The 26,389-nt window shown below is 62.0% G+C and carries 26 protein-coding genes; 15 read left to right on the top strand and 11 right to left on the bottom strand.

Annotated features, from left to right (window positions below; genetic code table 11):
• Positions 1–202 precede the first annotated feature (202 nt).
• On the bottom strand, positions 203–1,696 hold the full coding sequence (locus ACVWVP_RS06280; protein ID WP_176999468.1) for a CoA-acylating methylmalonate-semialdehyde dehydrogenase: 1,494 nt from the start codon (positions 1,694–1,696) through the stop codon (positions 203–205).
• Between the two features lie 39 nt (positions 1,697–1,735).
• Positions 1,736–3,085, bottom strand: a complete 1,350-nt coding sequence (locus tag ACVWVP_RS06285; RefSeq protein ID WP_178918493.1) for an aspartate aminotransferase family protein — start codon at positions 3,083–3,085, stop codon at positions 1,736–1,738.
• A 125-nt stretch (positions 3,086–3,210) separates the two neighbouring features.
• Here ACVWVP_RS06285 and ACVWVP_RS06290 point away from each other — a divergent pair, with 125 nt between their 5' ends.
• From ACVWVP_RS06290 to ACVWVP_RS06305, 4 genes are all read left to right on the top strand, one after another.
• The gene (locus ACVWVP_RS06290; protein ID WP_159962882.1) at positions 3,211–4,131 is read left to right on the top strand and encodes a LysR family transcriptional regulator; all 921 of its coding nucleotides are present in this window, start codon (positions 3,211–3,213) and stop codon (positions 4,129–4,131) included.
• 80 nt (positions 4,132–4,211) lie between these two features.
• A complete protein-coding gene (locus ACVWVP_RS06295) occupies positions 4,212–5,606 on the top strand; it encodes a uracil-xanthine permease family protein (RefSeq protein ID WP_178918492.1) in 1,395 nt (464 codons plus the stop codon).
• A gap of 87 nt (positions 5,607–5,693) precedes the next feature.
• Positions 5,694–6,353 carry a TetR/AcrR family transcriptional regulator gene (locus ACVWVP_RS06300; protein ID WP_178918491.1) on the top strand — a complete coding sequence of 220 codons (660 nt, stop codon included), beginning with the start codon at positions 5,694–5,696 and terminating at the stop codon, positions 6,351–6,353.
• A gap of 12 nt (positions 6,354–6,365) precedes the next feature.
• Positions 6,366–6,947: an IMPACT family protein gene (locus ACVWVP_RS06305; protein WP_178918490.1), complete on the top strand. Its 582-nt coding sequence runs from the start codon at positions 6,366–6,368 to the stop codon at positions 6,945–6,947.
• 66 nt (positions 6,948–7,013) lie between these two features.
• Here the strand turns inward: ACVWVP_RS06305 and ACVWVP_RS06310 are convergent, their stop codons facing one another.
• A complete protein-coding gene (locus tag ACVWVP_RS06310; RefSeq protein ID WP_178918489.1) occupies positions 7,014–7,430 on the bottom strand; it encodes a hypothetical protein in 417 nt (138 codons plus the stop codon).
• A gap of 83 nt (positions 7,431–7,513) precedes the next feature.
• Here ACVWVP_RS06310 and ACVWVP_RS06315 point away from each other — a divergent pair, with 83 nt between their 5' ends.
• From ACVWVP_RS06315 to ACVWVP_RS06325, 3 genes are all read left to right on the top strand, one after another.
• Positions 7,514–7,864 carry a MerR family transcriptional regulator gene (locus ACVWVP_RS06315; protein WP_457404790.1) on the top strand — a complete coding sequence of 117 codons (351 nt, stop codon included), beginning with the start codon at positions 7,514–7,516 and terminating at the stop codon, positions 7,862–7,864.
• 25 nt (positions 7,865–7,889) lie between these two features.
• Positions 7,890–8,576 (top strand): SDR family oxidoreductase, encoded by a 687-nt coding sequence (locus tag ACVWVP_RS06320; RefSeq protein WP_457404792.1) that lies wholly within the window; start codon positions 7,890–7,892, stop codon positions 8,574–8,576.
• A 189-nt stretch (positions 8,577–8,765) separates the two neighbouring features.
• Complete coding sequence (locus ACVWVP_RS06325; protein ID WP_178918486.1) at positions 8,766–10,124, top strand: 8-oxoguanine deaminase; 1,359 nt, start codon at positions 8,766–8,768, stop codon at positions 10,122–10,124.
• Positions 10,125–10,261: 137 nt separating this feature from the next.
• On the opposite strand, the gene ACVWVP_RS06330 is transcribed toward ACVWVP_RS06325, so the two are convergent.
• The gene (locus ACVWVP_RS06330; RefSeq protein WP_178918485.1) at positions 10,262–11,356 is read right to left on the bottom strand and encodes a calcium:proton antiporter; all 1,095 of its coding nucleotides are present in this window, start codon (positions 11,354–11,356) and stop codon (positions 10,262–10,264) included.
• A gap of 194 nt (positions 11,357–11,550) precedes the next feature.
• On the opposite strand from ACVWVP_RS06330, the gene ACVWVP_RS06335 reads away from it, so the two are divergent.
• Positions 11,551–12,504: an adenosine deaminase gene (locus tag ACVWVP_RS06335; protein WP_178918484.1), complete on the top strand. Its 954-nt coding sequence runs from the start codon at positions 11,551–11,553 to the stop codon at positions 12,502–12,504.
• Between the two features lie 132 nt (positions 12,505–12,636).
• On the opposite strand, the gene ACVWVP_RS06340 is transcribed toward ACVWVP_RS06335, so the two are convergent.
• From ACVWVP_RS06340 to ACVWVP_RS06350, 3 genes are all read right to left on the bottom strand, one after another.
• Positions 12,637–14,007 carry an MFS transporter gene (locus ACVWVP_RS06340; RefSeq protein WP_178918483.1) on the bottom strand — a complete coding sequence of 457 codons (1,371 nt, stop codon included), beginning with the start codon at positions 14,005–14,007 and terminating at the stop codon, positions 12,637–12,639.
• Between the two features lie 47 nt (positions 14,008–14,054).
• Positions 14,055–14,789: an ArsR/SmtB family transcription factor gene (locus ACVWVP_RS06345; RefSeq protein WP_178918482.1), complete on the bottom strand. Its 735-nt coding sequence runs from the start codon at positions 14,787–14,789 to the stop codon at positions 14,055–14,057.
• 134 nt (positions 14,790–14,923) lie between these two features.
• Positions 14,924–15,853, bottom strand: coding sequence for a LysR family transcriptional regulator (locus ACVWVP_RS06350; RefSeq protein ID WP_178918481.1), 930 nt, complete (start codon positions 15,851–15,853; stop codon positions 14,924–14,926).
• Between the two features lie 118 nt (positions 15,854–15,971).
• On the opposite strand from ACVWVP_RS06350, the gene ACVWVP_RS06355 reads away from it, so the two are divergent.
• The 3 genes from ACVWVP_RS06355 to ACVWVP_RS06365 all read left to right on the top strand — a co-directional run bounded on the left by ACVWVP_RS06355 (position 15,972) and on the right by ACVWVP_RS06365 (position 17,629).
• A complete protein-coding gene (locus ACVWVP_RS06355; RefSeq protein ID WP_178918480.1) occupies positions 15,972–16,265 on the top strand; it encodes a putative quinol monooxygenase in 294 nt (97 codons plus the stop codon).
• A gap of 22 nt (positions 16,266–16,287) precedes the next feature.
• On the top strand, positions 16,288–17,301 hold the full coding sequence (locus tag ACVWVP_RS06360) for a zinc-binding alcohol dehydrogenase family protein (RefSeq protein WP_259172565.1): 1,014 nt from the start codon (positions 16,288–16,290) through the stop codon (positions 17,299–17,301).
• Positions 17,302–17,446: 145 nt separating this feature from the next.
• The gene (locus tag ACVWVP_RS06365; protein WP_176999400.1) at positions 17,447–17,629 is read left to right on the top strand and encodes a hypothetical protein; all 183 of its coding nucleotides are present in this window, start codon (positions 17,447–17,449) and stop codon (positions 17,627–17,629) included.
• 8 nt (positions 17,630–17,637) lie between these two features.
• Here the strand turns inward: ACVWVP_RS06365 and ACVWVP_RS06370 are convergent, their stop codons facing one another.
• Complete coding sequence (locus ACVWVP_RS06370) at positions 17,638–18,831, bottom strand: multidrug effflux MFS transporter (protein ID WP_457404799.1); 1,194 nt, start codon at positions 18,829–18,831, stop codon at positions 17,638–17,640.
• 87 nt (positions 18,832–18,918) lie between these two features.
• Complete coding sequence (locus tag ACVWVP_RS06375) at positions 18,919–19,116, bottom strand: heavy-metal-associated domain-containing protein (RefSeq protein WP_176999402.1); 198 nt, start codon at positions 19,114–19,116, stop codon at positions 18,919–18,921.
• A 231-nt stretch (positions 19,117–19,347) separates the two neighbouring features.
• Between ACVWVP_RS06375 and ACVWVP_RS06380 the strand changes: the two genes are divergently transcribed.
• The 3 genes from ACVWVP_RS06380 to cueR all read left to right on the top strand — a co-directional run bounded on the left by ACVWVP_RS06380 (position 19,348) and on the right by cueR (position 22,504).
• Positions 19,348–19,728 carry a hypothetical protein gene (locus tag ACVWVP_RS06380; RefSeq protein WP_176999403.1) on the top strand — a complete coding sequence of 127 codons (381 nt, stop codon included), beginning with the start codon at positions 19,348–19,350 and terminating at the stop codon, positions 19,726–19,728.
• A gap of 179 nt (positions 19,729–19,907) precedes the next feature.
• A complete protein-coding gene (locus tag ACVWVP_RS06385; protein ID WP_457404802.1) occupies positions 19,908–22,109 on the top strand; it encodes a heavy metal translocating P-type ATPase in 2,202 nt (733 codons plus the stop codon).
• Positions 22,106–22,504 (top strand): Cu(I)-responsive transcriptional regulator, encoded by a 399-nt coding sequence (gene cueR, locus ACVWVP_RS06390; RefSeq protein ID WP_176999405.1) that lies wholly within the window; start codon positions 22,106–22,108, stop codon positions 22,502–22,504. The genes ACVWVP_RS06385 and cueR overlap by 4 nt, the downstream gene beginning before the upstream one ends.
• Before the next feature lie 124 nt (positions 22,505–22,628).
• Here the strand turns inward: cueR and ACVWVP_RS06395 are convergent, their stop codons facing one another.
• Both ACVWVP_RS06395 and ACVWVP_RS06400 read right to left on the bottom strand, forming a co-directional pair.
• Entirely contained in the window at positions 22,629–23,528 is a 900-nt protein-coding gene (locus ACVWVP_RS06395; RefSeq protein ID WP_178918476.1) for a PA4780 family RIO1-like protein kinase, read from the bottom strand.
• A 124-nt stretch (positions 23,529–23,652) separates the two neighbouring features.
• Positions 23,653–24,930, bottom strand: a complete 1,278-nt coding sequence (locus ACVWVP_RS06400; RefSeq protein WP_457404806.1) for an acetyl-CoA C-acetyltransferase — start codon at positions 24,928–24,930, stop codon at positions 23,653–23,655.
• Between the two features lie 113 nt (positions 24,931–25,043).
• Between ACVWVP_RS06400 and ACVWVP_RS06405 the strand changes: the two genes are divergently transcribed.
• A complete protein-coding gene (locus tag ACVWVP_RS06405; RefSeq protein ID WP_259172572.1) occupies positions 25,044–26,387 on the top strand; it encodes a 3-oxoacyl-ACP reductase in 1,344 nt (447 codons plus the stop codon).
• Positions 26,388–26,389: the final 2 nt, after the last annotated feature.

Consider the following 26,389-nt stretch of genomic DNA (forward strand, 5'->3'; position numbering starts at 1 on the left):
ATGAACTGAAGCAACTCACCATCGAAACCTACTTAACTCATTGAAAATCAAGGAGTTTTCCGTTTCGACTGCGCCGGAAGTGGGGCGAATTATAGGCTTCCAGAATCTGCCGTCAACACCTTTCTTCATATTTCTGTCATATCGGTCAAAAAGCCCCAAAAAACGCGAAAGCCGGCCCCAAGGGGCCGGCTTTCACTGCTGCTTACAAGCTTGGGAACGCAAACTGCGACGCCTCATGACTGGCCCGCTGCGGCCAACGCTGGGTAATTGCCTTGCGACGCGTGTAGAAACGCACCCCATCCGGCCCATAGGCATGCAAGTCACCAAACAGCGACCGCTTCCAGCCGCCAAAGCTGTGATAAGCCACCGGCACCGGCAGCGGAACGTTAACCCCCACCATGCCCACTTCGATCTCATCGCAGAACAGACGTGCCGCTTCACCGTCACGGGTAAAGATGCACGTACCATTACCGTATTCATGGTCATTGATCAGCTGCATCGCCGCTTCCAGGCTATTCACCCGTACTACGCACAGCACCGGCCCAAAAATCTCTTCCTTATAGATGCGCATCTCAGGCGTCACACGATCAAACAGGCTGCCACCCAGGAAGAAACCTTCTTCATGGCCTGCCACGCTCAACCCGCGACCATCAACCACCAGCTTGGCGCCCGAAGAAACACCGTCTTCTATATAGCCACTGACCTTATCCCGCGCCTGGCCAGTCACCAACGGCCCCATGTCCAGACCACAAGACGTGCCCGCACCGATCTTCAAGGCTTTCACCTGCGGCACCAACTTGGCGATCAACGCGTCCGCCACTTGGTCCCCCACGCACACCGCCACCGAAATCGCCATGCAACGCTCGCCGCAAGAACCGTACGCAGCGCCCATCAGGGCACTGACCGCGTTGTCCAGGTCCGCATCCGGCATCAGCACCGCGTGGTTCTTCGCTCCACCCAGCGCCTGCACGCGCTTGCCGCGCTTGGTCGCTTCGGAATAGATGTACTCGGCAATCGGCGTCGAGCCCACAAAGCTCAGCGCCTTCACTTCTGGCGCCTCGATCAGGGCATCTACCGCGCCCTTGTCGCCGTGCACCACGCTCAGCACGCCCTTAGGAAGGCCGGCTTCCTGCAACAGTTGTGCAATCAACAGTGTGGAGCTTGGGTCACGCTCCGACGGCTTCAGGATGAAACAGTTACCGCAAACGATCGCCAGCGGATACATCCACAACGGCACCATCGCCGGGAAGTTGAACGGCGTAATACCAGCGACTACACCCAACGGCTGGAAATCCGACCATGCATCAATGTTTGGTCCTACGTTACGGCTGTACTCGCCCTTCAGAATCTCCGGCGCCGAGCACGCGTATTCCACGTTCTCGATCCCGCGCTTCAATTCACCGGCCGCATCTTCCAGCGTCTTGCCGTGCTCTTCACTGATCAGCTGGGAAATGCGCGCCTCGTTCTGCTCCAGCAATTGCTTGAAACGAAACATCACCTGAGCACGCTTGGCCGCTGGCGTATTACGCCAGGCCGGGAACGCCGCCTTGGCCGCGTCGATCGCCTGTTGAATAGTCTCGCGACTGGCCAACGGCACCTGGTGAATCACCTGGCCGGTGGACGGGTTGTACACGTCGGCGCTACGGCCGCTGTCATTGACCAACTCACCGTTGATCAAGTGCTGGATAAGGCTCATGCAGGGCTCCTGAAAAGTTGTTCTATATAGAAAGAGAAATCAGTCGATCTTGTTCAGCACTTCGCCGACGGCATCGAACAAGCGATCCAGGTCTTGCGGCTTGCTATTGAAGGTTGGCCCGAACTGCAAGGTGTCACCGCCAAAGCGCACGTAGAAGCCAGCTTTCCACAAGGCCATGCCGGCCTCGAATGGACGCACGATGGCATCACCGTCACGCGGGGCAATCTGGATCGCACCGGCCAGGCCGTAATTACGAATGTCGATCACGTTCTTGCTGCCCTTCAAACCGTGCAGCGCATTCTCAAAGTGCGGCGCGATTTCGGCCACGCTCTGCACCAGATTTTCCTTCTGCAAGAGGTCCAATGCCGCCAAGCCCGCAGCACAGGCAACCGGGTGGGCCGAGTAGGTGTAGCCGTGTGGGAATTCCACCGCGTACTCGGGCGTCGCCTGGTTCATGAACGTCTGATAAATCTCGCTGCTGGCAATCACCGCGCCCATTGGGATGGCGCCGTTGGTGACTTGCTTGGCGATGCACATCAGGTCCGGTGTTACACCGAAGCTGTCGGCACCGAACATCGAGCCGGTACGGCCGAAACCAGTGATCACTTCGTCGAACACCAGCAGGATGTTGTGCTGGTCGCAAATTTCACGCAGGCGCTTGAGGTAACCCTGAGGCGGCACCAATACGCCAGCAGAACCGGCCATTGGCTCGACAAACACCGCAGCAATGTTCGACGCGTCGTGCAGTTCGATCAGCTTGAGCAACTCATCCGCCAACGCGATACCGCCCTGCTCCGGCATGCCACGGGAGAAGGCATTGCTCGCCAGCAAGGTGTGCGGCAGATGGTCAACGTCCATCAAGCCCTGACCAAAAATCTTACGGTTGCCGTTAACCCCACCCAGGCTGGTACCGGCAATGTTCACACCGTGATAACCACGGGCGCGGCCAATCATCTTGGTCTTGGTGGCCTGGCCTTTTAGGCGCCAGTACGCGCGCACCATCTTCACGGCGGTATCGGCACACTCGGAACCCGAGTCGGTGAAGAACACATGGTTCAGGTTGCCCGGCGTCAGATCGGTGATTTTTTCCGCCAGTTGGAAGGACAGCGGATGACCGTATTGGAAGCCTGGCGAGTAGTCCAGGGTGCCCAGTTGCTTGGCCACCGCCTCTTGGATTTCCTTACGGGTGTGCCCGGCGCCGCAGGTCCACAGGCCCGACAGCGAGTCGTACACCTTGCGCCCTTTGTCATCGATCAACCAACTGCCTTCCGCACCGACGATCAGGCGCGGGTCACGTTGGAAGTTACGGTTGGCGGTGTAAGGCATCCAGTGAGCGTCCAACTTCAGTTGGCTGGCCAGGGACGATGGGGCGTTTTCAGGCATGTTCATCAGCAAAACCTCGCAAGGCAAAAGGCAGCGTCGGGATTGAAAAGCGTTGTTGCAGCTAAATTGCCACGGCGATAAAGTCGGTGAAATTCAACTCTTCTAACCTTCAGTCAGGCCTTTACTAAACTATGAGCAGCCGTCGCCCCGACCCCCTCGCCCAAGTCAGCGACTTCGATATTCGTCTGCTGCGCATCTTCCGCAGCGTAGTGGAGTGCGGCGGCTTCTCGGCGGCGGAAACCGTGCTCGGCATCGGCCGTTCCGCCATCAGCCAGCAGATGAGTGACCTGGAGCAACGCCTCGGCTTGAGGCTTTGCCAACGCGGCCGCGCCGGTTTCTCCCTGACCGAAGAAGGCCGTGAGGTCTACCAGTCTGCCCTGCAGCTGTTGAGTGCCCTGGAAAGTTTTCGCACCGAGGTCAACGGCCTGCACCAGCATCTGCGTGGCGAACTGATCATCGGCCTCACCGACAACCTCGTCACCCTGCCCCACATGCGCATCACCCACGCCTTGGCACAGTTGAAGGAACGTGGCCCGGACGTGCAGATCCAGATTCGCATGATCGCGCCCAATGAAGTGGAACAAGGTGTGCTCGACGGCCGCCTGCACGTCGGCGTGGTGCCCCAGGCCAGCGCTCTGTCGGGGCTGGAGTACCAGCCGCTGTACAGCGAACGCTCGCTACTCTACTGCGCAGTCGGCCATCCGCTGTTCTACGCCGACGACAAACAACTGGACGACACGCGCATCGACAGCCAGGATGCCATCGCCCCCACCTTCCGCCTGCCCGCCGAGATCCAGGCCCATTACCAGGCACTCAACTGCACCGCCAGCGCGTCCGACCGCGAAGGCATGGCCTTCCTGATTCTCACCGGTCGCTACATCGGCTACCTGCCCGACCACTACGCCAGCCTCTGGGTGCAACAAGGCCGACTGCGCGCGCTGAAACCGGCTACGCGTTTTTACGATTTGAGCCTGGCTTCGGTCACGCGCAAGGGCCGTCGCCCTCATTTGGTGCTGGAAAGCTTTCTCGAAAGCCTGGCCGCAACGCGCTAACTCGGGCCTAACGCAGAAAGCTGAGCAGTTGGACAGCTTTTTGCAGGAGCACAAGCACATAGACCTTGAGCTAGCCTGACATGCCTCCAGAATCCACCAGCCCCAGCGACCTGATCTACGGCCTCAACGACCGCCCCAAGCCAATTCCCGCACTGCTTGCCGCGTTGCAGCATGTGCTCGCAGCGTTCGTCGGCATCATCACACCGCCCCTGATCATCGGCTCCACCCTGGGCCTCACTGCCCACTTGCCCTACCTGATCAGCATGGCGCTGATGGTCTCCGGTGTCGGCACCTTCATCCAGGCGCGTAGGCCGTTTGGTATCGGCGCCGGGATGATCTGCCTGCAAGGCACCAGCTTTGCGTTTCTCGGCGCGGTGCTGTCAGCAGGGTTTCTGGTGAAGCAGCGCGGCGGCAGCCCGGAAGACATCATGGCGATGATCTTCGGCGTATGCTTTTTCGGCGCCGCGGTGCAGATCGTACTGAGCCGCTTCATTGGCCAGTTGCGCCGCGTCATCACGCCATTGGTGACGGGCATTGTCATCACTCTGATCGGCATCAGCTTGATCAAAGTCGGCATCACCGACTTGGGCGGCGGTTTCAACGCCCCGGACTTCGGCGCCCCCACCAACCTGGCCCTGGGCCTGTTCGTGGTGTTGACCATCATTCTGCTCAACCGCTCGAATACGCCGTGGGTGCGCCTTTCAGCCATCATCATCGGCCTGGCCCTCGGCAGCCTGGCCGCCTGGGGCAGCGGCAAACTGGTGCCCCAGGCCTTGCCCGACCTGCCGTTGATCAGCGTGCCGATGCCCTTTCGCTTCGGCTTCACGTTCGACTGGAGCGCTTTCCTGCCGATCGCGCTGATTTATCTGATCAGCAGCATCGAAACCGTCGGTGACCTCACCGCCAACTGCATGATCGCCCGCCAACCCATCAGCGGCCCCTCTTATATAAGCCGACTCAAAGGCGGCGTGTTGGGCGACGGCGTCAGTTGCATGATCGCCGCCACCTTCAGCGCCTTTCCCAACACTACGTTTGCCCAAAACAACGGCGTGATCCAACTCACCGGCGTGGCCAGCCGCTACGTCGGTTTGTACATCGGCGTGTTGCTGTTTTGCCTGGGGTTGTTTCCGCTGATTGGTGCGGTGTTGCAGCAAATTCCAAAACCCGTATTGGGTGGTGCCACCCTGGTGATGTTCGGCAGCGTGGCCGCGGCCGGTGTGCGCATCCTGGCCCAGGCGCCGCTGGACCGACGCAGCATGCTGATCATTGCCACCTCCTTTGGCGTCGGCCTGGGCATCGCCGCCCAACCGAACCTGCTGCACTTGATGCCAGCGCTGGTGCAGAACCTGTTCGACTCGGCCATCACCAGCGGCGGGCTGACCGCCATCGTGTTGTGCCTGCTGTTGCCGGAAGCCAAAACGACCCACGCTGCCGCAAACCGCGCGCCGGAAAGCGACACGCTGGAACCGCTTTGACGGTTTTATTGCATCGGGACTTGTCTGAGGCTTGAGGGTGGGTTATCTGTGCACACGTCGTCTCTATCGATCAGCACGGAAACCTCCATGAGCCTCGAAGTTCCTGCCCACAGCAACCACGCCGGTAAACCCGCCAGCCGCATTCGGCAAAAGAACGAACAAGCGATTCTGCAGGCTGCTGAAGACGAGTTCGCGCGCCATGGCTACAAAGGCACCAGCATGAACACCATTGCGTCGAGTGCCGGGTTGCCCAAGGCCAACCTGCATTACTACTTCACCAACAAGCTGGGCCTGTACATCGCGGTGCTCAGCAACATCCTCGAACTGTGGGACAGCACCTTCAACGCGCTGACCGCCGAGGACGACCCGGCCGTGGCCCTCACTCGCTATATCCGCACCAAGATGGAATTCTCCCGGCGCCACCCGCAAGCCTCGCGGATCTTCGCCATGGAGATCATCAGCGGCGGCGAATGCCTCACCGAATATTTCAGCCAGGACTACCGCGCCTGGTTCAGCGGCCGGGCCGCAGTCTTCCAGGCCTGGATTGACGCCGGCAAGATGGACCCCATCGACCCCGTGCACCTGATCTTCCTACTATGGGGCAGCACCCAGCACTACGCCGACTTCGCCACCCAGATCTGCCGCGTCACCGGTCGCACCAAACTGACCAAGCAAGACATGGAAGACGCCGGCACCAACCTGATCCACATCATCCTCAAAGGCTGTGGCGTCAAGCCGGCCCTATAAACGAAGCGACTTATGCCTTTCACGCTTACCGGCTTTTGCGAATTTCGTGAAGAAATCCGCAAGAGCCGCTTCATCACCCTCGCCGCGCCGATCACCAGCCCCCAGGACGCCCAGGCGTTTTTCGAGCAGCACAGCGACCTGAATGCCACACACAACTGCTGGGCTTGGAAGCTGGCGGACCAATACCGCAGCAATGATGACGGTGAGCCCGGCGGCACGGCCGGGCGGCCGATACTCGCGGCCATCGAAGCCCAAGGGTTTGATCAGGTCGCGGTGCTGGTGATTCGCTGGTACGGCGGCATCCAGTTGGGCACCGGTGGCCTGGCCCGCGCGTACGGCGGCGGGGCCAACAAATGCCTGCAGAACGCCGAACGTATTGAGTTGATCAGCCGCGTGCCGCTCAGTTGCGCCTGCGGATTCTCCGAGCTGAACCTGGTGAAATTGCGCGTCGCTGAGTTGGGCGGGCTGGTGGTGGAGGAAACCTTCACCGCCAACGGCGTCGAGCTGCAACTGGCGCTTGGCGAAGCGCACATCGACACGTTGCAAACCCAACTCGCCGACCTCAGCCGTGGGCGCATCCTGCTGCAACGCTGAAACTGCCCACATCTACTGTGCACCTGCCTGTGGATAACCTGAGCACATCCGCGTGTAGCCCTTCTGTCATATGGGCTGGCGAGCGTCGATCGTTTTTTGATCAGCGCGTACCGGCAAGATTTGCGCGATGCCCCACAGCACTTCAAATAACAGAATGCCCCACAGGATCGACGTGGCGCCCTGTGTCAGCGCATAGAGTTGCCACGTCGCAAACAGCGCACGGCCAGCGGCGTCGTACAACCCAAACGCACGTTGCGGATCGCGTATGCGCAGCACGGCCCAGACGCACACAATCGACCCGAGCAGGTTGGCCATCAGCACATGGGCGGGCGCGAACGCAGGAAACTCCCCCGGCAGGTTGAGGCTTTGCAACACGCTGTGCAGCGCCAGAAAACTCCAGGGCGTGACAAACGCCGCCGTGACGATCAGGTCATACCAGGCGCTGGCGCGCACCAGGGTTCGGTACTGGTCAATGCTCCACATATTCGCAAGCTCCTTCAATTCAAGAAGCCAGCAGGCTAAAGCCTGGAGTATGCTCCAAGGTCAAGCCCCCACGAGCACGCCCCATGCGTATCGGCGAATTAGCCCAGGCCAGCCAGGTCAGCCGCGACACCCTGCGTTTCTACGAGCAGCGCGGATTGATCGCCGCACAACGCAGCGCCAACGGTTACCGCGACTACCCAGCGGACATGGTGCAACTGGTGCTCTATATCAAGACCGCCCGGCGCCTGGGCTTCAGCCTTGGCGAAATCGGCAGCAGTGTCGCCGCCCTGTGGCAGGCACCGGACCCCGACAGCGCCGTCACGCAACTGCTGCAAGACAAGCTCAACCTGATCGAAAACCGCATCACCGAACTCGGCCAACTGCGCAACGAGTTGCAGCAAAGGCTCGGGCAACGTTGTCCACTGAACCCGTGAACCTCCACTCCAAAGGAAGCCCTTCATGTCTACGCCAAAAACCGCACTGATCATCGGCGCCTCGCGCGGGCTGGGCCTGGGCCTGGTCAAGCAATTGCTCCAGGACGGTTGGGATGTGACCGCCACCGTGCGTGACCCGAACAAGGCCGACGCCCTGAACGCCGTTGGCCCGGTGCACATCGAGAAACTCGACATGGACGATCAGCAAGCCGTGATCGCCCTGAGCCAGCGCCTCAAAGGCCAGACGTTCGACCTGCTGTTCGTCAATGCCGGCGTCAAGGGCCCGGCCAACCAGGAACCGGGCCACGCCACCCTTGCGGAAGTCGGCCAACTGTTCTTCACCAACGCCGTGGCGCCGATCAACCTCGCACAGCGCTTTGCCGGGCAGATCCGCAAGGACAGCGGCGTGCTGGCGTTCATGAGTTCGGTGCTGGGCAGCGTGACAATTCCCGACGGTTCGGACCTGGCGCTGTACAAAGCCAGCAAGGCCGCCCTCAACTCCATGACCAACAGCTTCATCACCCAATTGGGCGATCACACCCTCACCGTACTGTCGCTGCACCCGGGTTGGGTGAAGACCGACATGGGCGGCGAAAACGCGCACATTGATGTCGACACCAGCGTGCGTGGCCTGGTGGATCAGGTGAATGCGTTCACCGGCAAGGGCGGCCACCACTTCATCGACTACAAAGGCGACACCATCGCCTGGTAGATGTCAGGGATCAAAATGTGGGAGGGGGGCTTGCTCTCTCCCATACTGACTGCACCTACTTTCCTACATATGGACTAGATCTCGAACTACACGTAACCTAGCCCCTCGCCCTCACCGGCGACCCTGGATCAGCAGACAGGGCAACACTGAGCTGGCAAACCTGAACCCATCATTCAGAGGAGCCGGCCAATGCCTGCGACCCGTATCCTGTTAAAAAACCCCCTCGCGATTTTCACTGCCAATGGCCTCGACGCCCGTGGCGGCCTGGTGCTGCAAGACGGTGTGATCACCGAAGTGCTGTCCCTGGGCCAGGAACCTGCCCTCCCCTGTGACCAGGTGTTCGACGCCCGCGAACATGTGATCCTTCCCGGGTTGATCAACACCCACCACCACTTCTACCAAACCCTGACCCGCGCCTGGGCACCAGTGGTCAACCAGCCGTTGTTCCCGTGGCTGAAAACCCTGTACCCGGTCTGGGCGCGGCTCACTCCGGAAAAACTCGCACTGGCCACCAAAGTTGCCCTGGCCGAACTGCTGCTCTCGGGCTGCACCACGGCGGCGGATCACCACTACCTGTTCCCCGACGGGCTGGAAAACGCCATCGACGTGCAAGTGCAAAGCGTGCGCGAGCTGGGCATGCGCGCCATGCTCACCCGCGGTTCCATGAGCCTTGGCGAAGCCGACGGCGGCCTGCCTCCACAGCAAACCGTGCAACAAGGCCAGGTTATCCTGGACGACAGCCAACGCCTGATCCACACGTACCACCAGCGTGGCGACGGGGCGCAAATCCAGATCGCCCTCGCCCCCTGCTCGCCGTTCTCGGTCACCCCGGAAATCATGGAAGCCAGCGCCGAACTGGCCAACAGCCTCGACGTGCGCCTGCACACACACTTGGCAGAAACCCTCGACGAAGAAGACTTCTGCCTGCAGCGTTTCGGCCTGCGCACCGTGGATTACCTCGACAGCGTCGGCTGGCTCGGCCCGCGCACCTGGTTGGCCCATGGCATCCACTTCAACCCGGATGAGATCGCCCGCCTCGGCGCGGCCGGCACCGGCATTTGCCATTGCCCAAGCTCGAACATGCGCCTGGCCTCCGGCATCTGCCCGACCCTGGACCTGATCGCTGCCGGCGCCCCCATCGGCCTCGGCGTGGATGGCTCGGCCTCCAACGACGCATCGAACATGATTCTCGAAGCCCGCCAAGCCCTGTACATCCAGCGCCTGCGTTACGGTGCCGAGAAGATCACGCCCGAAGGCGTGCTGGGTTGGGCCACCCAAGGTTCGGCGCAGTTGTTGGGGCGTACGGATATTGGTGAACTGGCCGTGGGCAAACAGGCCGACCTTGCCTTGTTCAAGCTGGATGAGCTGCGCTTCTCCGGCAGCCATGACCCACTCTCGGCCCTGCTGCTATGCGGCGCCGACCGTGCCGATCGGGTGATGGTGGCGGGTAAATGGCGAGTCATCGACGGCCAGGTCGAAGGTCTCGACCTCAAGGGTTTGATTGCCGATCACACCCAGGCCGCAAGAGCCTTGATCGCAGGAACGTGAGCCTGGCGCAGCTCTAAGTGTGGGAGCGGGCTTGCTCGCGAAGGCAGTGGTTCAGCCAACTCATGTGCTGACTGACACGCCGCTTTCGCGAGCAAGCCCGCTCCCACATTGGGACCTGTTGAGATCAATAAATGCGGTTACAAGCCCAGCAGCGACAGCATGATGAAGGTCGCAAACAACACAAAATGCGTCATCCCTTCGATGGCATTGGTTTCGCCATCGTTGAGGTTGATCGCGCTGACAATCAGCGTGATGAACACCATCACCGTCTGCACCGGTGTCATCGCCATCTGGAACGGCTGACCCGTGTAGAGCGCCATGGCCTCCATCACTGGCACCGTCAGGATCACTGTCGACAACGACGCCCCCAACGCAATGTTCACCACCGACTGCATGCGGTTGGCCAACGCCGCGCGCAATGCCGTCAAAATTTCCGGCGCCGCCGAGATCGCGGCCACCACGATCGCGGTGATCACCGGCGGTGCGCCCGTGCCTTCCAGCCCCAGGTCGAGGGTCTTGGACATCACCTCAGCCAACGCGCCAATCACAATCACCCCAAACACCAATGTCGCGATGGAGAACGCCAGGTTGATCGGCGGCTCCGGGTGTTCTTCTTCCGGCTGTTTCTTACGGCGTTTTTCCGGGTAGCTGTAGCTGAAGAAATAACTGTGCGGGCCCACCTGCATACGCAGGAACAGGGTGTAGAGCAGCACCATCGCGCCGATGGTGAAGGCCGAGTAGATTTTCCAGTCCGCCTCGGGGATAAATTCCGGCACCACCATCGACACCCCCATGGCCGTGAGGATCATCACGCTGTAGCTGCGCGCCGAGTCGTCATTGTAGGACTGTTCGCCATGCTTGATGCCGCCCATCAGCGCGGCCAGGCCGAGGATGCCGTTGATGTCGAGCATCACCGCCGAATAAATGGTGTCGCGCACCAAGGTCGGCGACGGCTCGTTGCTCATCATGATCGCCAGGATCACCACCTCCACCAGCACGGCGGCCAGGGTGAGGATCATGGTGCCGTAGGGGTCGCCGACCTTTTCCGCCAACTGTTCGGCGTGGTGGGCGACGCGCATTGATGCCACCACGATGAATGCAATCAGCACCACACCGCCGAGCAGCGCGACCATCTGCCCGCTGTGCAGCATCCAGTGTTCCAGCGGGTAGGCGGCGATGGCGGCAATCAGCGCCAGCAGCATGAATTTTTCTTGCTTGAGAGAGGAGAGCATTCCGGGCCTTTTCGCACAACAAATCAGTCATTGATGGGGCACAGACTACGGCAGCTTGCTAACGTTTCGTTACACCTTAGTTCACGCGGCCCTTGCGCAAACAGAAACGAAACTCTCCTGCTGGTCAGGTTTTACCGATTATTTCAGCCATGGCCTGTAGAATGCCGCCATTGCACCTGATGAGAAGTTTAGAAATGTACGATTGGCTCAACGCCCTGCCCAAGGCTGAATTGCACCTGCACCTGGAAGGCTCGCTGGAGCCGGAGTTGCTGTTCGCCCTGGCCGAACGCAACAAGATCGCGCTGCCGTGGAATGACGTTGAAACCCTGCGCAAGGCCTACGCCTTCAACAACCTGCAAGAGTTTCTCGACCTGTACTACCAGGGCGCTGACGTGCTGCGCACCTCCCAGGACTTCTACGACCTGACCTGGGCCTACCTGCTGCGCTGCAAAGCACAGAACGTGATCCACACCGAACCGTTCTTCGACCCGCAGACCCATACCGACCGTGGCATTCCATTCGAAGTGGTACTGAACGGCATCGCCGCTGCGCTGAAAGATGGCGAGCAGCAACTGGGCATCACCAGCGGTTTGATCTTGAGTTTCCTGCGCCATCTGAGCGAAGCCGAAGCCGAGAAAACCCTGGACCAGGCGCTGCCGTTCCGTGACGCGTTCGTGGCCGTGGGCCTGGACAGTTCGGAAATGGGCCACCCGCCGAGCAAGTTCCAGCGCGTGTTCGACCGCGCCCGTCACGAAGGCTTCCTCACCGTGGCCCACGCCGGCGAAGAAGGCCCGCCCGAGTACATCTGGGAAGCCATCGACCTGCTGAAAATCCAGCGTATCGACCATGGCGTGCGCGCCATCGAAGACGAGCGCTTGATGCAGCGCATCATCGACGAGCAGATCCCATTGACCGTGTGCCCGTTGTCCAACACCAAGCTGTGCGTGTTCGACGACATGGCCCAGCACAACATCCTCGACATGCTCGAACGTGGCGTGAAAGTCACGGTGAACTCCGATGACCCGGCGTACTTCGGCGGCTACGTCACCGAGAACTTCCACGCGCTGCACACCGCACTGGGCATGACCCAGGACCAGGCCAAACGCCTGGCGCAGAACAGCCTGGATGCACGCCTGGTCAAACCCTAACTGACTGAATGAACGCAGTCTAAATGTGGGAGCGGGCTTGCTCGCGAAAGCAATGTTCCAGTCGCCGAATGTATTGGCTGGCACACCGCATTCGCGAGCAAGCCCGCTCCCACATTGGTTTTGTATTGGCCTTTAAATTTCGGTCAGTTCTTCCAGGGTCTTGCCCTTCGTCTCCATCCCGAACACCCACACCACCAACGCCGCCACCGCAAAACACAGCGCGCCCAGGGCAAACACCCCGCCCTGCCCAGTAATGGGGAATACCAACCCGGTCACCAACGGCCCCAGCAACGACCCCACTCGACCAATCGCTGACGCAAACCCGGACCCCGTCGCCCGTGCCGAGGTGGGATACAGCTCCGGCGTGTAGGTGTACAGCACCGCCCACATGCCAAACAGAAAGAACTGCATCAGCAAACCCGAGGTGATCAACAACGCCACGTTGCCGCCAAACACCGCGCTCTGCCCATACAGAAACGCCATCACCCCGCCACCGAGCAGCGTCACGACACACACCGGCTTGCGCCCCCAACGCTCCACCAGCCAGGCGGCCATCAGGAAGCCGGGAATCCCGCCCAGGGAAATGATCACCGTGTAATACACCGACTGGGTCACGGCAAAACCCGACTGCTGCAGCAACGCGCTCAGCCAGGACGTCAGCCCGTAGAACCCCAGCAAGGCAAAGAACCACACGCTCCAGATCATCAGCGTGCGCTGTCGATACTGTGCCGACCACAGTTGCTGGAAGGCCGAGAAAAACGTCCCCGGCGTGGTCTCCACCCGTGGCAGGCGAATCGGTTCCGGCAGATCGGCGCAGCCCAGCGAGTCGCGCACTTTTTGCTCGATCCCCTGCAACACCTTGTCCGCCGCCTCATGCCGCCCGGCCTGCTCCAGCCAGCGCGGCGATTCCGGGATAAAAAAGCGGATCGCCAATACAAATACGGCCGGCACCGCCAACACCAGGAAGATGTCGCGCCAGCCAATCACCGGCAGCAAAAAGTAAGACAGCACCCCCGCCGCCACAAAACCTAACGGCCAGAAGCCATCCATCAAGGCGATGTAGCGCCCGCGGCCCTTGGCCGGGATCAGCTCCGACAGCATCGACTGGGCAATCGGAAACTCCATGCCCATGCCGATCCCCAGCAGGATGCGAAACAGCGTCAGCGTCTCCACCGTCTGCGCCGTGGAGCACAGGTAACTGGCGATGCCCCACAACACGATGCTCCACTGGAACACCGGCTTGCGTCCGAAACGGTCCGCCAGCATGCCCGACAGGGAAGCGCCCACCACCATGCCGAAAAAGCTCGAACTGGCGAGCAACCCGGCCTGTGCCGTACTCAAGCCGAACTCGGTTTTGATCGACCCCAACAGGAAGGTCATCATCGCCAGGTCCATGGAGTCGAAGAAAAACGCCAGGGCGATGATGATGAAGATGACCCGGTGGTAACCGCTGATGGGCAACCGTTCCAGCCGTTCTGCCGCGCTATAGCCTTGCCTGTCCATGCCGCACCCCTGTATGAATAACCCCCCGGCGAGTGTGCGGCATCGTTTCAGCGACTTATTGCTGGATGCGACCTGATTGAAACTCTGAACGACGCCTCGGGCGTGACCAGCCGGTTGATTTCCGCCAACCCCGCCTCTGACACAGCAACGGCGCGTGACTCGCCTGTCACGCTGACCCAATTGGACTGCAAGAACAGCTGCAACAACCCTGCGCCCAAGGCGCCCCCCAAGTGCGATTGCTGCTGGCTCCAGTCAAAACAATCGCAGGCCACCGGCGCTGCCAGCGCCTGGGTGAAAATGCCGCGAAGCGCCAGATGGTGCGCCCCCTTGGCCGTGACGTGGAGGCGTTGTTCATGGCGCTCAATCCATCCGGCGTCGAGCATTCGCTCATACAGCCCTGCCGCTATCTCGCCGCCTAAGTGGTCATGGCATAGCCGCGCTCGACACAACGTCTGCGGCACCACCAACGCAGGCGGCAAGAGGTCCGGTGCACTGCGCAACGCGCTGGCCACGGTGGTGCTGGCCAGCGCGTCGATAGCCGCACTGACATCGGCGGCGGCCAAACGAAACAACCGCGCGCCACGCCGAACCTCGACCCGCAGCAACCCGCCTGCGGTCAACCGCCCCAGATGGGCATGGGCCGACGCCGGCGACAACCGGGCAAGCGTGGCGAGTTCTTCCGAAGATTTCGCTGAGCCGTCCATCAAGGACCACAGCATGGCGGTGCGTTTGGGCTCAGCGAGCAAGCTGGCGATCTGACTGATACAAAGTGCTTCTTGCATGTATTCACTCCCTGTTGAATCACTTGTCTACAGCGGTTGGCGCCAAAGTATAGGTGCGCACGCGGTCGGTTCCGCGCCGTCTGACAACGCGGAGTGGGACAGGGGCTGAGTGAAATTTCCTGCTGTGAGGGAGGTTATGACGTAGGGCGCAAACGCTCCGGCCATTGCGCCGTCAATGTCGCACAACGGGCCACGAGCATTTCCCGCAGCAGGTTGATGGGTTTGCTCAATTGGGCACGGTGGGCGCACAGCAAGTTGAGCGGCGTGCGCTCGCCGCGCAGCTCCGGCAGGATCACGCGCAAACGCCCAGCCAGCACATCCGTACTCACGTCCAGCCAGGATTTGTAGGCAATGCCTACACCCGCCACTGCCCAACGGCGCACCACATCGGCGTCGTCGCTGAAGCGATCACCACTGACAGTGAGACTCACGTCGCGCTTGCCGTCGTGAAAGCTCCAGTGGTCATGCACCCGGCTGCCGAGCATATACAGCAGGCAGTTGTGCTGGGCCAGTTGCTCCAGGTTACGCGGTTCACCGTGCCGGGCCAGGTAGCTGGGCGCCGCGCACAACACGCGTACGTTGTCGGGGGCGATGGGCAACGCGATCAGGCTGGAGTCTTCGGGCTCGCCGTAGCGCAGGGCGATATCCACCGGCTGGCGGAACAGGTCGGCGATGCGATCCCCCAGCAGCAGCCGGACAGTGAGTTGCGGGTACTCATGCTGGAACGCGTCCAGCCACGGCAGCAACAGGTTGCGGCCCAGGTCCGACGGTGCCGAGAGTTGCAACACACCGCTGACGTGGTCCTGGCTGCTGGACAACAACCGTCGCCCCTCGTCCAGCGAACCCAGCGCCGCACGCGCATATTCGAGGAAACCCTCGCCTTCGGCGGTCAAGCGCAGGCTGCGGGTGGAACGCGCCAGCAAACGTGTGCCCAGTTGCTGCTCGAGGCGCTTGAGCGCCGCGCTGGCCACGGCGGGAGACAAGTCCATCACCCGCGCAGCGGCCGACAGGCTACCCAGGTCGGCTGCGCGTACAAACAACTGCAAATCATCAAACCGCAGCATGCATTCCCACTCATTATCAAAATTTTATTGAAACAGACCTCTGTTTTAGCGGCTTTTATCTTTGTGGGAAATAGCCAATCATATGGCCATCCCATTCATCAAGCGCCAGGAGTTGAAGATGTCCGCTGCCTTTAATGTCATTGCCACACTGATCGCCAAACCCGGCCAGGAAGCCACGCTGGAAACCCTGCTGCGTGGCCTGCTGGAGCCCACCCGCCTTGAAGCCGGTTGCGAGCAGTACGAACTCAACCAGGACCTGCAAAACCCCGGCACCTTCTACATGATCGAGCGCTGGAGCAGCGACGCTGCCCTGGCCGCCCACGACCAGAGCGCACATATCCAGAGCTTTCGCGCCAAGGCCGCCGATGTGATCGAACACTTCGACCTCAAGCGCCTGAAGTTCCTTGCCTGATCAGCCCTATTCCGGAGTCCCCATGAAAGCTATTGCCTACTACGCATCCCTGCCGATCAACGACCCAAAATCCCTGCAAGACATCGAACTGCCCGCGCCGGTCGCCGGCCCACGCGACCTGCTGGTGGAAGTCAAAGCCATCTCGGTCAACCCGGTGGACACCAAGGTGCGCCAGAACGTAGCCCCCGAAAACGGCGCGGCCAAAGTGCTGGGCTGGGATGTGGCCGGTGTGGTCAAGGCCGTCGGCAGCGACGTCACGCTATTCAAGGCCGGTGACAAGGTGTTCTACGCCGGCTCGCTGGTTCGCCCCGGTGGCAACAGCGAACTGCATACCGTGGATGAGCGGATTGTCGGCCATATGCCCAAGAGCCTGGGCTTTGCCGAAGCCGCTGCACTGCCGCTGACCGCCATCACCGCGTGGGAGCTGCTGTTCGAGCGCCTGCAAGTGCGTGAAGGTAAAGAGGACGAAGGCCAAAGCCTGTTGATTGTCGGCGCATCCGGCGGCGTGGGTTCGATCCTGACCCAACTGGCCAGCCAGCTCACTGCGCTGAACGTCATCGGCACCGCTTCACGCCCAGAAACACAAGCGTGGGCCAAGGCGCTTGGCGCCGATCTGGTGATCGACCACAGCCAGCCGCTCAGCGAAGCACTGAAGAACGCCGGCCACCCGCAAGTGACTCACGTCGCCAGCCTGACCCAGACCGACCATCACCTGGACCAACTGGTGGAAGCCCTGCAACCGCAAGGCAAGCTGGCGTTGATCGACGATCCCAAGGCACTGGACGTCAGCAAGCTCAAGCGCAAGAGCCTGTCGCTGCACTGGGAGTTCATGTACACCCGCTCGATGTTCGAGACGCCCGACATGATCGAGCAGCATCACCTGCTCAACCGCGTGGCGGAACTGATCGACGCCGGCACCTTGAAAACCACGGTGGGTGAACACTTCGGCGTGATCAACGCCGAGAACCTGCGCCGTGCCCACACCCTGCTGGAAAGCGGCAAGGCCAAGGGCAAGATCGTGCTGGAAGGGTTCTAGGAAAGGATCATGGGTGCCGTCCGTTATTCACCGCAGTGATGGATGGCACCATTAGTCCGACAGTTGATCTTTGTCATATTTGCGAGCGTATTCGGGTTTATATTGGCCGCCTTTGCCACGATTCTTTTACGTGAGGAAGTCAGCAATGAAGATCCTGATAAAAGCGTTAGCAAAATCTGCAGGCAATAAATGGCAGGTGAGTCTCGACCGAGACGCCTTCACCTTCCGCAGCGAGGCCGAGGCCCGCGCCTTTGCCGACACCCTGCAAGCCCGTATCCAGGCGCCCCATCGCATTCCCCTCAGCCAGCAACGTTCCGCCGCTGGCTGACCTGCACTTCAGACCTGCGCCTGCGCGGCCCTCGCCCGTTGCAGGCGCTGGGTCGACACCGCAATCGTCACCGCCAATACACCACACAAGCTGATGACCATGGCCATCGGCATTGCCGTGCCGTCGTGCAACACACCCACCAGTGAAGCGGCGCCCGCCGCCACCCCGAACTGGATGCAGCCGAGCAACGCCGACGCACTGCCCGCGCGTGCGCCCTGCCCGGCCATGGCACAGGCCGAGGTGTTGGGCAAAATGCAGCCCAGGCTGGCGATGCAGATAAACAGCGGCACCAGCAACGGCCACAGCGCTTCGGTACGCAAGGCGGCAATGCCCAGCAGCGTCAGGGCCGCCAGCACGTAGACCCACACCGAGCGCGACAACAGGAACGCCGGGCCACGCTTGGACAGCAACCGCGCATTCACTTGGGCGACCAGGATAAAGCCGGCGGCGTTGGAGCCGAACAGCCAGCCGTAATGCTCGGCGGGCACGCCATAGAGTTTGATGAAGACGAAAGGCGAGCCGGCGATGTAGGCAAACATCCCGGCAATCGAGATACCGCCAGTCAGGGCATAGCCGAGATAGACGCGGTCGGACAACAAGCCGATATAGCGACGCAGCGACCCGGACAACGGCTGGCGCGGCTGATTGGCCGGCAGGGTCTCAGGCAGCCCGAACGCCACGGCGATGGCTGCCATGACGCTGAACACCGACAGCGCCAGGAAGATCGACTGCCAGCCCCACACGCCGACCATCACGCCGCCCGCCAGAGGCGCCAGGATCGGCGCCAGGCCGGTCACCAGCATCAGTTGCGAATACACCTTGGCCGACCCCACGGCATCACACTTGTCGCTGACCACCGCCCGCGAAATCACCATGCCCGCGCAACCGCCCAGGGCCTGCACAAAGCGCGCGCCGATCAGCCATTCCAGGGAGGGCGCGTAGGCACACGCGAAGGACGCCAGGGTAAACAGGGTGACGCCGCTGAGCAGCGGGCCGCGTCGACCAAAGCGGTCTGCCAATGGGCCGTAGATCAACTGCCCGATGGCCAGGCCGGCGAAATACACCGCCAGGGTCAACTGGATATGTTTTTCGTCAGTGGCAAACGCCGTGGCCATTGCCGAAAAACCCGGCAGGTAAAAATCGATCGCCAACGGCGCGAAGGCGCTCAGGGCGCCCAGGATCAGGATTATGCGGAGGTTCATCAGACACCCAAGTGAGTCGGCAGCCCGACAGTCTAGCCGCGCTTGGGTGCCATGAACATTACGTTAGCTCGCTAACTATCAGAAAAATCACGCCAGCTTGGCGCTGTAGCCTTCTTCGGTGATCAGGCTGATGACCTGCTCGGCCGACAGTCGGCTTTCAACGCCGACCTCCTTAGCCGCCAGGTCAACCTTCACGCTCGCCGCCGGGTCCTGGCTTTGCACTGCCTGGGTCACCGCCCGAACGCAATGGCCGCAGGTCATTCCTTCAACATTGAATACTTGCATGACACAACTCCTCAAATAAGCCCGTAGTGAGCGGGCTTGCCCCGCGCCGCGGTGTACCAGATGCCCCACACCTATCTGTCACACCGCTGCGCGGAACAAGCCCATGCACATCGAGTGTCGACCTTGCCATCATGGCAAGGTCAAGTTTCAAAAACATCGGCCGGGCTGGTATTCGGCCGCGGCCTCGGCCAAGCTTCATCCCTCTTAGCTATGAACCACGGAGCATTCGCCATGCGCTGGTCGTTTTTTGCCCTTGCCGGCCTGATGAGTTTGTCTGCGATCGCCCCCCAGGCCAGCGCCGATCAGGATTACGCGGTGTTGATCATTTCCCGGGAGCGCCTGGAAGTACCGACCAACTGCGAGATCGGCCTCTACCTCAATGACCAGTTGGCCGGCCGGCTGTTCCAGGAGCAGGCCACCTCATTCAACCTGCCGGCGGGCAACTTGTCGCTGCGCCTGAAGCTGCTGCCGGGTCAGTCGCCGGGCTGCCTGCCAGGCATGCTCGCGCCGCCGGCGCAGAACATCACCCTCAAGGCCGGTGACGTGCGCAAGCTGCGGATCGCCCAGGGGCCGGACGGCATGTACCTGAAAGCGGCCGCCCTCGAATATTGATCCATTTGCCCAACCCATGCCCTGTAGGAGCCCGGCTTGCCGGCGATGGCGTCCTTGAAAGCCCTGCAACCCTCAAGGCCCTCATCGCCGGCAAGCCGACTCCTACAGCAAATAGCCGCTTGACCTTCCCCACAGGTCAAGGTTGATCCTAGAGGCAACTTCTTCTGGAGGACTGCCCCATGAATGGATCCACCACCTTTGACCTGCCCATCAGCGGCATGACCTGCGCCAGCTGTGCTGGCCGCGTCGAGCGCGCGCTGGGCAAGGTGCCGGGGGTGCAAAGCGTCAGCGTCAACCTGGCCAACGAACGCGCCCATGTCGAGGTGCTGGGCCAGATGGACCCCGGCGTGCTGATCGCCGCCGTCGACAAGGCCGGCTACACCGCTACCCTGCCCCAGAGCGAAACGACCACCGATGCCAATCAAGCCGAGCGCCTGCACCGCGAGCGCTGGTCATTGCTAGTGGCGATCGTGCTGGCCCTGCCGCTGGTGTTGCCGATGCTGGTGGAACCCTTCGGCCTGCACTGGATGCTGCCCGCGTGGGTGCAGTTCACCCTGGCCACTCCAGTGCAGTTCATTCTCGGGGCGCGCTTCTACATTGCCGCCTGGAAAGCCGTGCGCGCCGGCGCCGGCAACATGGACCTGCTGGTGGCCATCGGCACCAGCGCTGGCTACGGCCTGAGCATTTATGAATGGCTCACCACGCCTGCGGGCAGCATGCCGCACCTTTACTTCGAAGCCTCGGCAGTGGTGATCGCCCTGGTATTGCTCGGCAAATACCTGGAAAGCCGCGCCAAACGCCAGACCGCCAGCGCCATTCGCGCCCTTGAGGCCTTGCGTCCGGAACGGGCGATCCGCGTGCTGGACGGCCACGAAGAAGAGGTGGCGATCAACGCACTGCAGCTCAACGACCTGGTGCTGGTCAAACCCGGCGAACGCTTCCCGGTGGACGGCGAAGTGGTGGAAGGCCAGAGCCATGCCGATGAAGCCCTGATCAGCGGCGAGAGCCTGCCGGTGCCCAAACAACCGGGCGACAGCGTCACGGGCGGCGCCATCAACGGCGAAGGCCGTTTGCTGGTACGCACCCGGGCCATCGGCGCCGAGAGCGTACTGGCGCGAATCATCCGCCTGGTGGAAGACGCCCAGGCCGCCAAGGCGCCGATCCAGAAACTGGTAGATAAAGTCAGCCAGGTGTTCGTCCCGGCCGTGCTGGTACTGGCGTTGATCACGCTGGTGGGCTGGTGGCTGTACGGCGCCTCGCTAGAAACCGCGATCATCAATGCGGTGGCGGTGCTGGTGATCGCCTGCCCCTGCGCCCTGGGCCTGGCCACACCGACGGCGATCATGGCCGGCACCGGCGTCGCGGCGCGCTACGGCATCCTGATCAAGGACGCCGAAGCCCTGGAGCGTGCCCATGAGGTGAGCGCCGTGGTGTTCGATAAAACCGGCACCCTCACCTCCGGTGCGCCGAACATTGCGCACCTGGTGGCGGTGGACGGCAATGACGCCGCGATCCTGCAACAGGCTGGCGCGCTGCAACGCGGCAGCGAACACCCGCTGGCCAAGGCCGTGCTGGATACCTGCCGCGAACGGGGGCTGGTGGTCGCCGATGTAACGGCCAGCCAATCCCTGACCGGACGGGGCATCGCCGGCACCCTCGACGGCCGGCAGCTGGCCCTCGGTAATCGTCGCCTACTGGAAGAAAGCGGCCTCAGCGCCGGCGACCTGGCCACCCACGCCAGCGACTGGGAAGCCGAAGGTCGCACCTTGTCCTGGCTGATCGAGCAAGGCGCGCAACCCCGCGTGTTGGGGCTGTTCGCCTTTGGTGACACGCTCAAGCCGGGCGCGCTGGAGGCGGTGAACCGACTTAAAGCCCAACACATCAGCAGCCACCTGCTGACCGGCGACAATCGCGGCAGCGCCCGCGTGGTCGCCCAGGCCCTGGGCATCGACGATGTTCACGCCGAAGTGCTACCCGCCGACAAAGCCGCCACCGTCGCCGCGTTGAAAAAAACCGGCGTGGTCGCCATGGTCGGTGACGGTATCAACGACGCACCCGCCCTGGCCGCCGCCGATATCGGCATCGCCATGGGCGGTGGCACCGACGTGGCCATGCACGCGGCCGGCATCACCCTGATGCGCGGTGATCCACGCCTGGTGCCCGCCGCGTTGGAGATCAGCCGCAAGACCTACGCAAAAATCCGCCAGAACCTGTTCTGGGCCTTTGTGTATAACTTGATCGGTATTCCGCTGGCGGCCTTTGGCCTGCTCAACCCGGTACTGGCCGGCGCGGCCATGGCCTTGTCCAGCGTCAGCGTGGTGAGCAATGCGTTACTGTTGAAGACTTGGAAACCCAAGGACCTGGAGGATCAGCGCCCATGAACATCGGCCAAGCCGCTCGCGCCAGCGGGCTGAGTGCCAAGATGATTCGCTACTACGAATCCATCGGCCTGCTCAAAGCTGCCCACCGTACCGACAGCGGCTATCGCGTGTACGGCCCGGACGAGGTGCACACCCTGGCGTTTATCAAACGCTCGCGGGACCTGGGGTTTTCACTGGAAGAGGTCGGCAAACTGCTGGCCCTGTGGCAGGACCGGCAAAGGGCCAGCGCCGATGTGAAAGCCTTGGCGCGCCAGCACATCGAGGAGTTGAACCAGAAGATCCTGGAGCTGGGGCAACTGCGCGATACGCTGCAGGACCTGGTGGAACACTGCCAGGGCGATCACCGGCCCGATTGCCCGATTCTCAAGGAGTTGGCATCAGGCAATTGCTGCTGACACCCCACCTGTAGGAGCCGGCTTGCCGGCGATGGCGACCTCAAGCCTTGCATTGAATCAAGGGCCTCATCGCCGGCAAGCCGGCTCCTACAGGGGGAACATTCCGAGTCAGTCGGAGTGTTTGTCATTGCATCCAAGGCGGCGGCGGTGGCTCGTCCGGCACCTTGCTCGGTGGCGCTTCATCCGCCGCGCGGATCGCCTGGCGACGCTCTTCGTCCAGCCGTGCCGCTTCAATCTCGCGCATCACACCGCCCACGTCCGCCAGCTCTTCCGGCTCATCAAACTCCCCGGTCAATACGCTGGCCGGGTGCAAGGTGCCGGCTTCGTAGAGCGCCCACATCTCCTTGGCGTACTTGGTCTTCTTCAACTCCGGAGCAAAGCGCCCGAAGTAGGAAGCCATGTTGCCCACGTCCCGCTCCAACATGTTGAACGCGTGGTTGTTGCCCGCCGCATCCACCGCCTGGGGCAGGTCGATGATCACCGGGCCCGTCGGCGTGAGCAGTACGTTGAACTCGGACAAGTCACCGTGCACCAGGCCGGTACACAGCATCAGCACGATCTGGGAGATCAGGAAGGCGTGGTATTCACGCGCCTGGTCCGGCTCCAGCACCACGTCGTTCAGGCGCGGCGCCGCATCGCCGTACTCGTCGGCCACCAACTCCATCAACAGCACGCCTTCGAGGAAGTCGAACGGCTGGGGCACGCGAACGCCCGCACCGGCCAGGCGGAACAACGCCGCCACTTCAGCGTTCTGCCAGGCATCTTCGGCTTCTTTCTTGCCGAACTTGGACCCCTTGGCCATGGCCCGGGCCTGACGACTGTTACGGACCTTCCGGCCCTCCTGGTATTCGGACGCTTGACGAAAACTTCGTTTGTTCGCCTCCTTGTAAACCTTGGCGCAACGCAATTCGTTGCCGCAGCGCACCACATAAACAGCTGCTTCTTTACCACTCATGAGTGGGCGCAGCACTTCGTCGACCAGACCGTCTTCGATCAGGGGTTCAATGCGTTTAGGAGTCTTCATCAGCTTTTATTGTGGGTCCTTTATTACCAAATACGCGTATGGCACTCGTTATACGGCAATCGGCTCGCCGGTGGGAGAGGCTACCGACCGTTGATCACTTAAGAATGCATCCAATATGCCAATTTCAGCGCTCAATGATCGCCGTAACCCCCTGCCCGCCTGCCGCACAGATGGAAATCAGCCCACGCCCCTTGCCCGCCGCGTCCAGCAACTTGGCCAGGTTGGCGACAATACGCCCGCCCGTGGCCGCAAACGGGTGCCCCGCCGCCAAGGAACTGCCCTTCACATTCAGCCGGCTGCGGTCGATGGACCCCAAGGGCGCGTCAAGCCCCAGGTGCGTCTTGCAGTAGTCGGCATCTTCCCAGGCCTTGAGCGTGCACAAAACCTGGGCAGCGAAGGCCTCGTGGATCTCGTAGTAATCGAAGTCCTGCAACGTCAGTCCATTCCTCGCCAGCAGACGCGGCACCGCATACACCGGCGCCATCAACAGGCCTTCCGCGCCGTTGACGAAATCCACCGCCGCCGCTTCACCGTCGCGCCAGTAGGCCAGGATCGGCAGGCCACGTTCCTTGGCCCAGGCTTCGCTGCCCAGCAGCACCAATGAGGCGCCATCCGTCAGTGGCGTGGAGTTGCCCGCCGTGAGCGTGCCCTTTTCACTGCGCTCGAACACCGGCTTGAGGCTGGCGAGTTTTTCCAGGGTCAGGTCGGGGCGCAGGTTGTTGTCGCGGGTCAGGCCCAGGAACGGCGTGAGCAAATCGTTGTGCCAGCCTTCGGCGTAGGCGGCGGCCATTTTCTGATGGCTTTCCAGGGCCAACTGGTCCTGTTCGGCGCGGGGAATCTGCCAAGTCTGCGCCATCAACTCGCAATGCTCACCCATGGACAACCCGGTGCGCGGTTCGCCGTTGCGTGGCAGCTCGGGCTTGAGGTGATGGGGACGAAGTTGTAACAGGAGTTTTAATTTATCCCCCAACGATTTGCTGCGGTTGGCCTGCAGCAGGAGCTTGCGCAGCCCTTCATTCACGCCGATTGGCGCATCGGAGGTGGTGTCCACGCCACCGGCGATGCCGCATTCGATCTGGCCGAGGGCAATCTTGTTAGCCACCAGCAACGCCGCTTCCAGCCCCGTGCCACAGGCCTGCTGAATGTCATAGGCCGGGGTTTGCGGCGACAGGCGCGAGCCGAGCACGCATTCGCGAGTAAGGTTGAAGTCCCGGGAGTGCTTGAGCACCGCGCCGGCAGCCACTTCGCCCAGGCGCAGGCCGTGCAGGTTGTAGCGTTCGATCAGGCCTTCAAGGGCTGCGGTCAGCATCGCCTGGTTGCTCGCCGTGGCGTACGGGCCATTGGAGCGAGCGAAAGGAATGCGGTTACCGCCAATGATCGCTACACGGCGCAATTGAGTCATGGAAAGCTCCCTGTGGGTTGTGGGTGTAATCATCCAGCCTAGCCTAGGCTGATCGAACGACTACCGCCCCGGGGTGGTCAACCCTTTGAACCCCAGCTTTCGGAGAGCGTTCCATGTCTGACCGTTATATCGACTTCGCCAACTCAAGCCTCGGTCATCGCCTGGTCGCTGCCCTTGGCCTGCCGTCACCGGTACGCCTGGAACGCTGGCAAGCCGGGCGCCTGCGCCCAGTTGAAGGTGCGCTGTTACTGGGCGGCGGTGAGCTGACGGCCAAGGTACAGGCGTTCGCCCACAAGCTGACCGACGCGACCTACACCTACGGCACCGAGACCTCGACGTGGATTCCCGGGCATGGTCCCAAGCTCAAGGCGGTGGTGTTCGACGCCAGCGACCTGCAACACACCGATCAGCTCAAGCAATTGCGCGAGTTCTTTCAGCCCCTTCTGAAGAACCTGGATAACAGCGCGCACCTGGTGATTCTCGGCCGCGCTCCGGAAACCCTCAGCGATCCTTTTGCCGCCAGCGCCCAACGTGCCCTCGAGGGGTTCAGCCGCTCACTCGCCAAGGAGCTGCGCAACGGCGGCGTGCTGCAATTGCTCTACGTCGGCGAGGGTGCCGAGGACCAACTGGAGGGCGCCCTGCGCTTCTTCCTTTCACCGAAAAGCGCCTACATCTCCGGCCAGGTCATTCGCCTGGCAGCGTGTGCCACCCCGGTCGAAGATTGGACGCGCCCCCTCGCCGGGCGCAAGGCGCTGGTCACGGGCGCTGCCCGGGGCATCGGTGCGTCCATCGCTGAAACCCTGGCCCGCGATGGCGCTGACGTCATTCTGCTCGACGTGCCCCAGGCCAAGGCTGACCTCGAAGCCCTCGCCGCGCGCCTGGGCGCACGCACGGTGGTGCTGGATATCTGCGCTGAAGATGCCGCCACGCGGTTGGTGGAACACCTGCCCGACGGCCTCGACATCCTGGTACATAACGCAGGTATCACCCGCGACAAGACCCTGGCCAACATGACCCCGGAATACTGGGACGCCGTGCTGGCCGTCAACCTCAACGCCCCGCAGGTGCTGACCCAGGCATTGCTCGACAGCGGCACCTTGCACGACAACGCCCGCGTGGTGTTGCTGGCCTCCATTAGCGGCATTGCCGGCAACCGTGGGCAAACTAACTATGCCGCGAGCAAGGCCGGCTTGATCGGGCTGGCCCAAGCCTGGGCGCCGCTGCTTCAAGCGCGGGGTATCAGCATCAATGCCGTCGCGCCCGGTTTTATCGAAACCCAGATGACCGCACATATCCCCTTCGCCTTGCGTGAAGCCGGGCGGCGCATGAGTTCGCTGGGCCAGGGCGGCCTGCCCCAGGACGTCGCCGAAGCCGTCGCCTGGCTCGGTCAGCCGGGCAGCGGCGCGGTCAGCGGGCAAGCGTTGCGGGTGTGTGGGCAAAGTCTTTTGGGAGCATAAAC

This window comes from Pseudomonas sp. TE24901, from assembly GCF_054058375.1.

Excerpts from the sequence above, each read along its gene's own strand:
- ACVWVP_RS06280 (WP_176999468.1), bottom strand. The coding sequence starts at position 1,696 with ATGAGCCTTATCCAGCACTTGATCAACGGTGAGTTGGTCAATGACAGC.
- ACVWVP_RS06285 (WP_178918493.1), bottom strand. The coding sequence starts at position 3,085 with ATGAACATGCCTGAAAACGCCCCATCGTCCCTGGCCAGCCAACTGAAG.
- ACVWVP_RS06290 (WP_159962882.1), top strand. The coding sequence starts at position 3,211 with ATGAGCAGCCGTCGCCCCGACCCCCTCGCCCAAGTCAGCGACTTCGAT.
- ACVWVP_RS06295 (WP_178918492.1), top strand. The coding sequence starts at position 4,212 with ATGCCTCCAGAATCCACCAGCCCCAGCGACCTGATCTACGGCCTCAAC.
- ACVWVP_RS06300 (WP_178918491.1), top strand. The coding sequence starts at position 5,694 with ATGAGCCTCGAAGTTCCTGCCCACAGCAACCACGCCGGTAAACCCGCC.
- ACVWVP_RS06305 (WP_178918490.1), top strand. The coding sequence starts at position 6,366 with ATGCCTTTCACGCTTACCGGCTTTTGCGAATTTCGTGAAGAAATCCGC.
- ACVWVP_RS06310 (WP_178918489.1), bottom strand. The coding sequence starts at position 7,430 with ATGTGGAGCATTGACCAGTACCGAACCCTGGTGCGCGCCAGCGCCTGG.
- ACVWVP_RS06315 (WP_457404790.1), top strand. The coding sequence starts at position 7,514 with ATGCGTATCGGCGAATTAGCCCAGGCCAGCCAGGTCAGCCGCGACACC.
- ACVWVP_RS06320 (WP_457404792.1), top strand. The coding sequence starts at position 7,890 with ATGTCTACGCCAAAAACCGCACTGATCATCGGCGCCTCGCGCGGGCTG.
- ACVWVP_RS06325 (WP_178918486.1), top strand. The coding sequence starts at position 8,766 with ATGCCTGCGACCCGTATCCTGTTAAAAAACCCCCTCGCGATTTTCACT.
- ACVWVP_RS06330 (WP_178918485.1), bottom strand. The coding sequence starts at position 11,356 with ATGCTCTCCTCTCTCAAGCAAGAAAAATTCATGCTGCTGGCGCTGATT.
- ACVWVP_RS06335 (WP_178918484.1), top strand. The coding sequence starts at position 11,551 with ATGTACGATTGGCTCAACGCCCTGCCCAAGGCTGAATTGCACCTGCAC.
- ACVWVP_RS06340 (WP_178918483.1), bottom strand. The coding sequence starts at position 14,007 with ATGGACAGGCAAGGCTATAGCGCGGCAGAACGGCTGGAACGGTTGCCC.
- ACVWVP_RS06345 (WP_178918482.1), bottom strand. The coding sequence starts at position 14,789 with ATGCAAGAAGCACTTTGTATCAGTCAGATCGCCAGCTTGCTCGCTGAG.
- ACVWVP_RS06350 (WP_178918481.1), bottom strand. The coding sequence starts at position 15,853 with ATGCTGCGGTTTGATGATTTGCAGTTGTTTGTACGCGCAGCCGACCTG.
- ACVWVP_RS06355 (WP_178918480.1), top strand. The coding sequence starts at position 15,972 with ATGTCCGCTGCCTTTAATGTCATTGCCACACTGATCGCCAAACCCGGC.
- ACVWVP_RS06360 (WP_259172565.1), top strand. The coding sequence starts at position 16,288 with ATGAAAGCTATTGCCTACTACGCATCCCTGCCGATCAACGACCCAAAA.
- ACVWVP_RS06365 (WP_176999400.1), top strand. The coding sequence starts at position 17,447 with ATGAAGATCCTGATAAAAGCGTTAGCAAAATCTGCAGGCAATAAATGG.
- ACVWVP_RS06370 (WP_457404799.1), bottom strand. The coding sequence starts at position 18,831 with ATGAACCTCCGCATAATCCTGATCCTGGGCGCCCTGAGCGCCTTCGCG.
- ACVWVP_RS06375 (WP_176999402.1), bottom strand. The coding sequence starts at position 19,116 with ATGCAAGTATTCAATGTTGAAGGAATGACCTGCGGCCATTGCGTTCGG.
- ACVWVP_RS06380 (WP_176999403.1), top strand. The coding sequence starts at position 19,348 with ATGCGCTGGTCGTTTTTTGCCCTTGCCGGCCTGATGAGTTTGTCTGCG.
- ACVWVP_RS06385 (WP_457404802.1), top strand. The coding sequence starts at position 19,908 with ATGAATGGATCCACCACCTTTGACCTGCCCATCAGCGGCATGACCTGC.
- cueR (WP_176999405.1), top strand. The coding sequence starts at position 22,106 with ATGAACATCGGCCAAGCCGCTCGCGCCAGCGGGCTGAGTGCCAAGATG.
- ACVWVP_RS06395 (WP_178918476.1), bottom strand. The coding sequence starts at position 23,528 with ATGAAGACTCCTAAACGCATTGAACCCCTGATCGAAGACGGTCTGGTC.
- ACVWVP_RS06400 (WP_457404806.1), bottom strand. The coding sequence starts at position 24,930 with ATGACTCAATTGCGCCGTGTAGCGATCATTGGCGGTAACCGCATTCCT.
- ACVWVP_RS06405 (WP_259172572.1), top strand. The coding sequence starts at position 25,044 with ATGTCTGACCGTTATATCGACTTCGCCAACTCAAGCCTCGGTCATCGC.